Source organism: Pseudomonas sp. PMCC200344, assembly GCF_030053095.1.
Taxonomy (GTDB): domain Bacteria; phylum Pseudomonadota; class Gammaproteobacteria; order Pseudomonadales; family Pseudomonadaceae; genus Aquipseudomonas; species Aquipseudomonas svalbardensis.
On the sequence record NZ_CP125618.1, the window covers coordinates 2,446,318 to 2,458,381 of the forward strand.

General features: G+C 60.9%; 8 protein-coding genes. 4 read left to right on the forward strand and 4 right to left on the reverse strand.

Going from position 1 to position 12,064, the window contains the following annotated elements; all coding sequences use genetic code 11:
* Positions 1 to 211: 211 nt before the first annotated feature.
* Positions 212 to 568, forward strand: coding sequence for a DUF6124 family protein (locus QFW87_RS11080; RefSeq protein WP_283190496.1), 357 nt, complete (start codon positions 212 to 214; stop codon positions 566 to 568).
* 102 nt (positions 569 to 670) lie between these two features.
* Here the strand turns inward: QFW87_RS11080 and QFW87_RS11085 are convergent, their stop codons facing one another.
* From QFW87_RS11085 to QFW87_RS11100, 4 genes are read right to left on the reverse strand one after another with little or no spacing between them, the layout of a single operon-like run.
* Positions 671 to 2,050, reverse strand: coding sequence for a curlin (locus tag QFW87_RS11085; RefSeq protein ID WP_283190497.1), 1,380 nt, complete (start codon positions 2,048 to 2,050; stop codon positions 671 to 673).
* Between the two features lie 27 nt (positions 2,051 to 2,077).
* Positions 2,078 to 2,539, reverse strand: coding sequence for a curlin (locus QFW87_RS11090; protein ID WP_283183921.1), 462 nt, complete (start codon positions 2,537 to 2,539; stop codon positions 2,078 to 2,080).
* A 60-nt stretch (positions 2,540 to 2,599) separates the two neighbouring features.
* Positions 2,600 to 4,846, reverse strand: a complete 2,247-nt coding sequence (locus tag QFW87_RS11095) for an Ig-like domain-containing protein (protein WP_283190498.1) — start codon at positions 4,844 to 4,846, stop codon at positions 2,600 to 2,602.
* Positions 4,847 to 4,881: 35 nt separating this feature from the next.
* Positions 4,882 to 6,228, reverse strand: coding sequence for a hypothetical protein (locus QFW87_RS11100; protein WP_283190499.1), 1,347 nt, complete (start codon positions 6,226 to 6,228; stop codon positions 4,882 to 4,884).
* Between the two features lie 283 nt (positions 6,229 to 6,511).
* On the opposite strand from QFW87_RS11100, the gene QFW87_RS11105 reads away from it, so the two are divergent.
* The 3 genes from QFW87_RS11105 to QFW87_RS11115 all read left to right on the forward strand — a co-directional run bounded on the left by QFW87_RS11105 (position 6,512) and on the right by QFW87_RS11115 (position 11,985).
* Complete coding sequence (locus QFW87_RS11105) at positions 6,512 to 7,960, forward strand: HAMP domain-containing sensor histidine kinase (protein ID WP_283190500.1); 1,449 nt, start codon at positions 6,512 to 6,514, stop codon at positions 7,958 to 7,960.
* A gap of 189 nt (positions 7,961 to 8,149) precedes the next feature.
* Positions 8,150 to 10,957, forward strand: coding sequence for a multicopper oxidase domain-containing protein (locus QFW87_RS11110; RefSeq protein ID WP_283190501.1), 2,808 nt, complete (start codon positions 8,150 to 8,152; stop codon positions 10,955 to 10,957).
* Between the two features lie 17 nt (positions 10,958 to 10,974).
* A complete protein-coding gene (locus QFW87_RS11115; protein ID WP_283190502.1) occupies positions 10,975 to 11,985 on the forward strand; it encodes an SCO family protein in 1,011 nt (336 codons plus the stop codon).
* Positions 11,986 to 12,064 lie beyond the last annotated feature (79 nt).

Below are 12,064 nucleotides of genomic sequence, written 5' to 3' on the forward strand. Positions count from 1 at the left end.
GGGTTTAGCGACCCGGGCTATCCAAAGTGCATCAGTGCTCCAGACTTTCTTGCAGACTTTTGATGTCTGCATTTACGTTATGGTGGCTGTATGCGGGAGATCTTCGGGTCTACCGGGTGCCTTTGACCGGTTCGCTAACCTGCATACAGTCGCCACCCTTACTTGTTTAGCGACAGGTTCTGGTGGCGCTATTTTCCAAAGGAGCTTCACCATGTTCAAAGCCACACCCAATCCCCCAGAAACCGACACCGTTTCCCCTTACGAGTCACCCGATTCAAAAAAACTCCACGAAGCCGCCGACCGCGCCTTCGACCATTACCTCAATTCCCAAAAAGACACGCCCGAACGCAAGGTCAGGACGATGTTCGTCATCGCCCCGGACATCGACACCGAAAGCCTGTTGGCCCACGCCTGTGAATCGCTGGCTTCCGCCAGTGTCATGGCCACTGATTTCGCGGTGTTTCTGGAGGGGCCGCAGCGCAGCATGTTATTGGGCATCCAGCAGGTCATCATGCTGGCCGACCTGGCGGTAAATCGGGCGCTGGATAATATCGATCCGCAGGCGTAAGCCGTACCATCGATCGTTCCCACGCAGAGCGTGAGAACGATTGACCGGGACAGACAAAAAAAACGCGACCCTCCACGGGTCGCGTTTTTTTATGCCGCGCGATTATTGCTGAAGCACGGTTGCCCGGTTGTCGCTGCCCAACTGCTGCACGGTCGCAGTCTGGGTCATGCCACTCTGAGTGACGCTGGCAATGTTTCCGTTGCCGCCCTGAGTGACGTAGGCCACGTTCATGGTGCCGGACTGGTCGAAGTTGGTGGTGTTGCCGATACCGGTGCTGCTGCCCTGGGCCAGGTTGGTGGTGCCGCGCTGGTCGGCGATGAGGATGTTGTCGCTGCCGTTCTGGTCGAAGTACAGCTCGTTGTAGTTTTCAGCCTGTTTAACGGTGGTTTTGTTGCCGGCACCGGTCTGGCTGGTGGTCATGAGGTGGCCGATGCCGTTCTGGGTGAAGTTGGCGGTGTTGTTGGTGCCGTTCTGGTTGACGGTTGCACGTTGGTTGCTGCCGAACTGGCCACCCTTTTCCGGGCCTTTCCAGTCGCTGGCGTAGACCTTGTTTTCAGTGCCCACGGAGGTGGCGTTCAGCACATGGCTATCGCCCTTCTGGTAGGTGAAGTGCACGTTGCCGGTACCTTGTTGGTACAGCGCCAGGGTCGAGCCGACGGATTCGAACTGGTCGGTGTAGATCGCGTTGAGGTCGCCGACTTGCAGCACCTGGGCGACGTTGTTTTCGCCGAAGCTCTGGTCGACCACAGTCTCGTTGGTTTTCCCGTACTGGTTGACGGTGGCCTCGCTGGCGGTTTGCCCGCCTTGCCAGACTTCGGCGCCGTTGAAGTCGCCGAACTGGTTGATGGTCACGGTGCCGCCGTTGCCATCGCGCTGGTCGCCATAGGCGTAGTTGCCTTCGCCCGCCTGGTTGAGATTGATCTGGCCGCCCATGTGGGCGATTTGTTCGGCGGTGGCGTAGTTGGCGGTGCCGTACTGGATGATCACTGCGTTGTTGGCAGTGCCCAGTTGGATCTGTTCGATATTGGCCTCGTTGCCGTCACCAAACTGGAAGGTTTGAGCTTGGGTGCCTTCCTGAGTGTCCTGATAAATGAACGAGAAGTTGCCGGTGCCTTGCTGTTGTTGCAGCGCTTCGTTGCCGCCCACGCCTATCGACTGGCTGGCGTGGCTGGTGTTGGAGCTGCCGACCTGTTGCTGGGTGATGGTGCTGCCGTTTTCGAACAGTTGCTCGGCGTAACCGGCGTTGTAGTCGCCGAGTTGATCCTGGGTGATGGTGCTGGTGGCGTTGTCTTGCACCGCTGCGGCATCGTTGCCCTCGCCGAGTTGTTGTTGGGTGGCGGTACTGAACGGGGCCGCGGTCTGTTTCACGTCGGCGATGTTGGCGGTACCAACCTGGTCCTGGGTGGAAACGCTGTCGTCGGCCATCGCCTGGGCACTGACTAGGACCAGGATGGCGGCGGTGAGGGGCGTCAGTTTGAACATGATGAAACCTCCAAGTGTTGCAGTGCTTTAGCGGTATTGTTTGACCGAAACGCTCATGCCGTTTCCCGACTGGGTCACGGCGCTTGAAAGCCCCGTGCCGGCCTGGTCGATGCTGGCGTCGTTGTTGTTGCCGTTCTGGGAAATCTGCGCGCGGTTGTGGCTGCCGTTTTGTGTGATTGAGGCGGCGTTGCCACTGCCTTGCTGAGTGATCATTGCCATCAGGTCGCTGCCTTGTTGCAGGATGTAGGCTTCCTGATGACTGCCCGACTGGACGATGCGACCGAGCAGCGACTGGCCGTTCTGTTGCAGCAGCGCCACGTTGGCCTGTCCGTTCTGATCGATCAGTGCTTGCTGGCCAATCGGTGGTGGTAACTCGCCGAGGTCGGCGCCGGGGGCCAGGTCGTCGTTCTCCATCAAATCGTCGGCGCGCGCGCCCGCACTGCTGCAAAGCAGAAGCAGGCAGAGCAGGGCGGCGGTCGAGGTTTTCATGGCTGCGTCCTTTGTGAAGAGGCCGGCCCCACCCACCGAATCGGCGGGTGGGGCGAGGGCTCAGTTGGAGATCACCGACACCGTGCGCACGGTGCCTTGGGACGAGGTGATGGTCGCAGTCGGGTTAGCCGACGGGATCACCGTGGTGCTGTTGCTCACCGTCAACCGCCAGCGACCGGTCACCGGCACCGTGGTGGTGCCCAGGGTTACGAGCCCTGTCGGGGTGCTGACCTGCACGGTGATGGTGTTGCCAGTAATCACCGATGAGGTGCCCGCAAAGTCCCAGGTGAAGCGGTTGTTGGAGCGAGCCGACACCGTAGCCGTGGTCACCGTGAAGGTTTCCGCAGCAGGCCGTGGCGAGACTTGCACCGTTACCGTGGCCGGTGTCGACAGGGCGCCGAAGCTGTCCCGGGCAATGTAGGTGAAGGTCGTGGTGAAGGCCGTCGTGACCGTGGCCGGTGGGGTGTAGGTGATCACCGTGCCGTTGCTGCTGACCGTGCCACGGCCGGCTGCAGGTTGGGTCAGGCTGGCGACAGCCAAAGGCACGTTGCCTTCCGGATCGGTGTCGTTGGCCAACACGTTGATCGGAACCGCCACGCCCAGGGTCGCGATGCTGTCGGCGACCGCCACCGGTGGCCGGTTAGGCGCAACGGTGATGGTCACGGTCGCCGCAGCGGTCGAGGCCAGGCCTTTGATGTCTTGAGCCTTGTAGGTGAAGGTCGTGGTCAACGGTGCATTGACCACGGCTGGCGGGGTGTACACCACCGCAGTCGTGCCACTCAACGCCACGGTGCCTTGGCCTGCGGCCGGTTGGGTCAGTGCGGTGATGCTCAGCGGCGTGTTGTCGTCCGGGTCACTGTCGTTGGCCAGTAGGTTGAGGGTGATCGGCACGCCGAAGCTGGTGCTGCCGGTGTCGGCAACGCTCAGCGGCGCCTGGTTCTCGCCGGTATCTGGCGCGGAGCCCACTACGACGACAAGCTCGGTGTCACTGCCGCCCGCGGCGGATTTGACCGTAACGGTTGCCGGCGGCTGAGTCAGGTCGGCGACGGTCAGGCGTTGCAAGGTGCCGGTTTTCGACAGACGTCCGTAACCCTGCGCGACCATGTCTGGCACCGCCACTTCGTCAGTGGACGTGGCCTCGATCAGCAGGCTGTGATTGCTCCAGTTGTAGCGAGCAGTCTGGATTTTCACCAGGTCAACGAGCTTGCTCGACACTGCCGTCGGCCGGGTGGTGGCACTCGGGTCGGTAGCGGTGACCACCACCACCGCAGGCACGGTGGCACCCGTCAGTCGATGGCCGAAGAACTGACCATTGTTGTCGCCAAGCATGTTGGTCAGGCATGGCGTCTGCGGTGGTCCGGGCACAAGGGCCACGGTTTCGCGGAAGCACACGCTCGAACCGTTGGCCGATTTGCCAAACACTTCTACCCGCGTACTGCTGTTGCCCGGGCCTGAAGAGGTGCGGCGGTAAGTGGCGCGGCCAATTTCCACCGGGGTTTGCGCACGGTTGTCGAGGACTTTGCCAGACACGGTAAAGAGGGTGGTCTGGAGGGTCCCGGCAGGCCCCTGCACACGCAGAAAGTTGTTATTGAACGGGCTGCCGGTGACCGCTTCGGTGAGGTTCGGATCGCCGACGTAAGTCTCGATGGAACCGGTGTCCGGGTTCACCTCGGTGTACGGCCCATTGACGCTGCGCAGGAATGGCCCGACCTGCCCGTTGAGGGCGCCGGAGAAGTTGCCCGGCGCGCCGATGCCGATGTCGCGGGTGATGTTGATCGCCCGACGGCCCGGAGTAGTGACGTTGACCGTTTCTTCGCCGTACGGGTGGGTGATGGTGTAGGTCCCGGCGACAGGCACGTTCACCCGCAGACGAATCCGCGCGAAGCTTGCCTGATCGCCGTCGACAGGGTTTTCCGCAGCGAAAGCTGCTTCGATCCCGGCCACGTAGGCATCCACGCCATAGCCTGCGACATCATTGATGCTGGTCTCGGCGAGGAACCAGAACGCTTCCGGTGGCCAGTTATCCGGAAACACCATCGGCTGGGTGTCGTCGAAAACCCCAGGTTCCGGATTCAGGATGCACATGTAGGAGGGCGCGCCAGGTGCGCCAGGCGACCGCGAGCTGGTAGCCCGCGACTGGCACAGTTCCAGCGACAGCAGAGTGTTGTCCTGATACCACATCGGGAATTTCCCGGTGGCAAAGGTGTAGGGGCCGGGGTCGACGGCAGCGAGTTGCGCGAAAGCACTGCCGGACAGCGATAGAGTCAGTCCCAGTGCGTTGAGTGCCAGGCGTGGCCAATTGTTCATGATGCCTCCTGATGAGGATCTGGGCATGTGAGCGTTCATTGCACGATGACCACTTCTTCGGTGTCGCTGCCGCCATTGGATGACGTCACGCGAACGTTGGCCGGTGGAATCGGCGAGATGCCGGTCGCCAGGGATTTCACTGCGCCATCGCCACTCAGGGCTCCTATGGCGATACCGGTGCCGGTGGTGGCGGTGAGTACCGGCGGCGAGGTTTCATCGCTGGTCGAAGCCACTACCGTGATTTGCGCGGTGCTCAAGCTGTATTGGGCGGTCTGGATCACCACCAGGTCTGTCAGTGGCATCGACAGCGTGGTCGGCGTGCTGCTGGGAATGGCCAGGTGGTTGTCGGCGGTCACCACCAGGTTGCTTGGCAACGTCGGGTTGGTTGCGGACTGGGCATACCAGTGGCCAGAGGTATCAGCCTCGGTCAGGTTCAGCACCGGGCTGTTGCTGTCCAGGGTCACGGTGGCCGGTGGCGGTGGGGCCATGACGAACACATCCTGCTGCGCCACCGGTGCGCTTTCACCGGCCTTACGCGAGTAAGTGCTGCGGTTGGTGATCATCGGGGTGGGACGGACCACGGTCGCCAACTTGCCGGAAATGGCCATTGCCGTCGTGCGCAAGTCCAGACCGTTAGGCCCTTCGATGCGGATGTAGTTGGTATTGAAAGGGCTGCCGGTGAAGGCTTCTTCCAGATTCGGATCGCCAACGAATTGCTCGGCCGAACCGGTGACCGGATTGGTTTCGGTATAGGGGCCGTTGACGCTGCGCAGGAACGGGCCGATGTCACTCTTGAGTGCGCCGTCATAGTTTTTCGGCGAGCCGATGCCGATGTCGCGGGTCATGTTGATGGCGCGGCGTCCACCTGCGGGAACGTCAAATATGTCGACGCCGTAGGGGTGGGTGATGGTGTAGACGCCGGCGGTGGGCACGTCCACCCGAATGCGGATGCGGCCAAAACTGACCTGGTCGCCTTCTACCGGTTCTTCAGCGGCGAAGGCTGCTTCCACGGCGCTGACATAGGTCAGGTCGATGCCCCGTGCGGCATCGACGATTGAGCCGTCGCCGGTGAACCAGAATGCCTCATCGGGAAAGTTGCTCGGGAAAACGACGGGCTGCGTGTCGTCGAAAACGCCGGGGGTCGGATTCAACAGGCACATGTAGGCCGGCGCACCGGGTGCACTGGCAACCCTGGAGCTGACAGCCTTGGACAGGCAAAGCTCAAGGGTCCGACCGTGAGTGTCCTGATACCAGGCAGCGAACGAGCCGTTGGCTGGCACGTAGGGGCCGGGGTCGACGGCAAACAGCGCCGCCTGGGCGACGCCTTGGGCCAGTGCGCTAACGACCAGGGCGGCCGCGGTTTTGGACAGTAAAGGGTGCATGAGTTAAGCCCTCTATATATCGGAATGCCTGCCCCATGGAGACGGGCCAGTTGAGAGGGGTTCGGCAACTTCCATACCAACCGGCGAAAACGGTCGGCAGAGGCCCGAGTCACGGGCGTGTCACTCACAAACGGCATCGGAGTGCGGTTTTTGGGCGCGGGCCACTGTCCCCATGATTGGGGGTAGATGGGCATAAGGAAGAAGTGGGGGGACGAGACCCAACGTCGGGCAATCGGCCATGAGTGGGCTATAACCCTATAGGGGAATCGTCGGGAACACGTTCATGGACATGCCTACTCAAACGCTCCAGGCCGAGGGGGGTGATATTCGCCTGAGCTCGCGCAAGCAGCCGTTCAATCTACTGCGCTGGTTTTCGCTCATCAGCATGGCGGTGATTGGCACGGTGGCGGTGGCGTTGGGGGCGGTGTCCACCCGGTTCGTGATTACCGAAAGCGTGCAACGCGATGCGTTGTTGACATCCCAGTTCATTCAGGCGATTGCCTTGGTCGAGGTGCGCCACGTATCGATTCCCAACGTGCGGACCATGGGCGAACTGCTCGATCCGCGTAACGACAAAGACTTCTCCGACGTCGACCCGCTGGCCCGCGCCATTGCCCGGGGCGAATTCCTCGACCATATCGGGCACTTGCCGGACGTGATTCTGGCCAACATCTATGCCCCCGACCGCATGGTGATCTGGTCGACCAACCCGGCCTTAATGGGCACCACGATCCACGCCGACGAAGACCTGGAGCAAGCCTTTACTTCCAGAATTCCTGTGTCGGCCAGCTATCACGATGTGGACAAGAGCCGCATGGAACAGAAGTTCGTGACGCCCCCGGAATACATCTTCATCGAGAACTACATTCCGCTGTTCGATGCCGACGGCGACAAAGTCACGGCGATGGTCGAGATCTACAAGGAACCCAAGGACCTGATCAGCCGCATGGAGCGCGGCCTGGTGCTGATCTGGCTGGCCACTGCGCTGGGCGGTGGGCTGATTTACCTGGGGCTGTACTGGATCGTGCGCCGGGCGGCGATTTTGCTGGCCGCGCAACAAAAGCAACTGATCACCAACGAAACCTTTGTCGTCCTGGGCGAGATGTCGTCGGCGGTCGCCCACAGTTTGCGTAATCCGCTGGCGACCATCCGTTCAAGCGCCGAACTGTCGCTGGAATTCGACAGCGGCCCGGCCCACAAGAACATCAATGACATCATCGGCCAAGTGGATCGCATGTCGAAGTGGGTGAGGGAGCTGCTGCAATCCTTGCGTCCGCTCAACGATGACGCCGAGCCTGTCAATCTGGTGGCGGCGCTGCATGACAGCCTGATGGCCTTCGAGCATCAAATCACCAAAGCCTCGGTCCACGTGGTGTTCGACCCGAAGCTGACGCCCATGGTCCTGAGCCAGCAGGTGCAGTTGACGCAGATCCTCAACAGTTTGCTGGCCAATGCACTGGAAGCCATGGACAAGAGCGGCACGTTAACCATCACGTTGGAGCCGACCGATTCCCGTGGCCTCAGCGTGGTGGTGAGCGACACCGGCAAAGGCATGAGCGAAGAACAGCGCAGCATGGCCTTCCGGCCGTTTTTCACCACCAAACAAGGTGGGCTGGGTGTCGGGCTGGTGCTGGTCAAGCGGATCATGGAACGGTTTGGCGGTGCGGTGACCCTGGAAAGCCGTGAAGGCGAGGGCACGAGTGTCCGTCTGTCGTTCAAATTAGTCCCCTGAAAACGGGTGTGAACTTTCCCCGTTAGCGGGTGTCATTCCCCAGTCATCCCCCAGAAATGGCGCATTGATGTTGATAAGCCATTGTTTTGATGGCTATTAATGCTTTCGTAAAAAACGGTTGCAGCTGGCGAGGTCCTTGCACAACCCCCATTACCCCCTTCATGACTCATGACTTCGAGGCGGCTGGTGATGGACAGAAAAGCGCGGTACTCCTTCAAATGGTTCGGCCTCCTGACGCCTCTGAGTGTTCTTCTGACAATGACGCTGGGCACAACGACTCTGCGCGCCAGCCCCATCGACGACGAGCGGCAGCCCGAACCTTCCGACCCCTCGGCTTACCACGATGAAGCGGCTGACAAAGCGGCGGCGTTGAACGCCATTTTGACCATGCCCCCGGCCAATAAAGATTCCTTCGATTTACCCGGTGGCGTGAAAGGCAGCAAAGACACCACGCGGGTGGAAAACATCCTGCCGCCAGCGCTGCAGACCAGTTTCAATTACCCTTCCAACGGAAAGCCCAGCCCACTGTACGGTGCACTGCCGTTCACTCAGCCACTGGCGCTGTTCGAAGAGTTCGGTCTGGAAAAACTCGACCCCACTACCCCGGCGGCGCAGTTGCCCTTTCCACCCGCCACCATCGGCCCGCTGCCGCAACAAGATCCCACCAGCGTCGCACGCAGCGCCCCGCCGAGTGCGGCGCTCGACGCGTTCTTGCGTCAACCGGGCTTGACGCCGTTCCCCAGCCATTATTCCAACGTGGTCGACCGCAACCCTTGGCAGAAGCAGATTGAATTTTTCCTCAACCGCCGTATCGGCTCGTCGGCTGAAGGCCGTCCGCCAGGAAAAGGCTGGTCGCACCAGCGCTGGAACGAGTTTTACCCGCAAGTCGCCTACAAGACCGTGCAAACCGGCGCACGGTTGAATACCGGCTTGCGTGACAGTCGCCAGATGCACCGCTATGCCGTGGGCGAGTTTGGCCCCAGTGGCCTCTATTACAATGTGGCTGGCGTGCCGGCGACCGCAGGTACCTCCAAAGGCTTTGAACCGCGGTTTCACCCGAAAATGCCGGTGCAGAAACATAACTCGGTGTGGACCTTCGACGGCACCTTTCCGCCCAAATTGCTCATGGTGCGTTACGGGCAACCCGTGTTGATGCGCCATTACAACGGCTTGCCGATCGACCCGTCGGCGAACATGGGTTTTGGTCTGCACACCATCACTACCCACGAACACAACGGTCACGTACCGGCGGAAAGCGACGGTTTTGCCAGCGCGTTTTTCTTCCCCGGGCAGTTTTACGACTATCGCTGGCCGATCCAGTTGGCCGGCTACGACAGCATCAACACCAAGGCTGAAGACCCGCGTGCGGCGTTTCCTTGCTCGCCGGGCGAAACCCTGTGGACCAACGACCTCACCCCCAGCCGCAAAACCTGCGACAACGGCATGATCAAGATCCGCGGCGACTGGCGCGAAACCATGAGCACTCACTGGTTCCACGACCACATGCTCGATTTCACCGCGCAGAACGTCTACAAGGGCAACGCGGCGATGATGAACTACTACAGTGCCCTCGACCGCGGCAATGAATCGGTGAATGACGGCGTCAACCTGCGCCTCCCCAGCGGCAGCGCCTTGCCCTGGGGTAACCGCGACTACGACGTCAACCTGATGTTTGCCGACAAGGCGTGGGATAAGAACGGTCAACTGTGGTTCAACCCCTTCAACACTAACGGCTTCCTCGGTGACCAGGTGTTGGTCAACTGGAAGTGGAAACCGACCCTGGACGTGCGCGCCCGCAGCTATCGCTTGCGCATGCTCAATGGCTCAGTGTCGCGCTACTTCAAAATGGCGCTGGTGCGCGAGATCAAGGGCACCAGCGGCGAGTTCCAAGGGCCTGCCGGGTCGGGTGTGTCGTATGCCCGGGTGCCGTTCCACATGATTGCCAACGACGGCAATATCATGGAACACAGCGTGCCGTTCGACGGCAGCATGGACCTGGATGCCGACGGTGATAAACAGAACCACAACGCGATTCTGCCAACCCTGGGCATCGCCGAGCGTCACGACATCATCGTTAACTTCTCGAAAAACGGGATCAAACCAGGCGACAAGCTGTTCTTCGTCAACCTGCTGGTGCACGAAGACGGCAAGGGTCCGGCAGAACCCGTCGCCCTGGCTGACGTGCTGTCCGAGAAATACCGGGCGATCCTCAAGCAAACCAGCAAGGGGCCAAAGTGGGAGGACGGTGATCCGGCGGTAGGCAAGGTGTTGCAACTCAACGTCAAGGCTTACACCGGTCAGGACCTGGCCATGGACCCGGCCGCTTATGAACCGGCCAAACCGGGCAAGGCTGAAGGCCTGTTTATGATCCCGCTGAAGATTCACTACGACAATGCTGCTGACAAGGCGCTGCTGGCCAAAGCCCGTCACCGCACCTACACCTTCGGCCGTTCCGACGGCACCGATGAAGCGCCCTGGACGATCAAGACCGACGGAGGCTACGGGTTTCGCATGGACCCGCGCCGGCTGAACACCGCGATCAAACTGGCCAGCGGTCCGACCGACGCCGGCGTCACGGGTTTCGGCACGCTGGAAGTGTGGCTCATCAAGGGCAATGACACGGGCTGGGGCCACCCGGTGCACGTGCACTTCGAGGAAGGGATCATCCTCAGTCGTGGCGGCAAGCCACCACCGGAATGGGAAAAATGGGCACGCAAGGACGTGTATCGCGTCGGTTCGGAAAAGGATGGTACGGACAATGTCGAGATTGCGATCCAGTTTCGCGAATTCGCCGGCACCTACATGGAGCACTGCCACAACACGCAACATGAGGACAACTCCATGTTGCTGCGGTGGGACCTTGAGAAACCGGGGCAAGTGAAGTTGATGCCGACTCCGTTGCCGAGCTGGGATGGCGTGCGCTACGTGAACTCCGCCGCGCTGCCAACCTTCCGCACTGGCGACGGCCACGGCACCAAAGCAGAGGTCACACCATGATCCGCAGGGGAGCCGACATGACATCACGTACGCCGCGCTCCCGCGCCCTGGGCATGCACCTGATTTTGCTGCTGGTCACCTGTGTGCTGGCCGCTTGGGTGCTGCTCGCTCATGAAAGTACACCGTCGCCGACGGAGTCGGCGACACCCTGGGGCGGCGATTACTTCCCCAACACCTTGCTGACCGATCAGGACGGTCGGCAGGTGCGTTTCTTCGATGATTTGATCAAGGACAAAGTGGTGGTGATCAATTTCATCTTCACTACGTGCAGCGACTCCTGCCCGCTGGAAACCGCGCGCCTGCGCCAGGTGCAACAGTTGCTGGGGGACCGGGTCGGCCACGACATCTTTTTCTACTCGATCAGCATCGACCCGTTGAGCGATACACCGCAAGTGCTCAAAGCCTATGCGCAGCGTTTCAAAGTCGGGCCGGGCTGGCAATTTCTCACCGGGGAATTTGAGGCCGTCACTGACCTGCGCAAAAAACTCGGGCTGTTCATCGAAGGCGTCGACAACGGCCGCAGCAAGGACCATAACCTGAGCCTGATCGTCGGCAACCAGACGACAGGCCGGTGGATGAAAGCTTCACCTTTCGAAAACCCGTGGATCCTGGCCGATCAGTTGGCCAACACGCTGCAGAACTGGAAGCAGCCCAGCGTTGAAGAAAACTACGCGAATGCGCCCGAGATTCGCCCGCCGAGCAACGGCGAAGAACTGTTTCGCACCCGTTGCGCGTCGTGCCACAGCCTGGGTCCGATGGACGGGCAGGGCATCGGCATGCGCAGCATCGGCCCGGACCTGATCGGCGTCACTCGCCTGCGTGATCCGGCCTGGCTGAGTCGCTGGATTCGCGAGCCGGACCGCATGCTGGCGGAAAAAGACCCGATCGCGCTGGAGCTGTTTGAGCGTTTCGACAAAATCCCCATGCCCAACCTGCGCCTGGATGAGAGCGCGGCGCAGTCCATCGTGGGTTTTTTGCAGGAAGAAACCGATCGTCAGCAACCGCTACAGGCGGCGCAAACGCAATAGCGGCTAAATACTATCAGTGGGGCCGTCAGTCTCGATCAATGCCACCTACACTGATCCGAAACGCGGCTGAAAAGGCTGG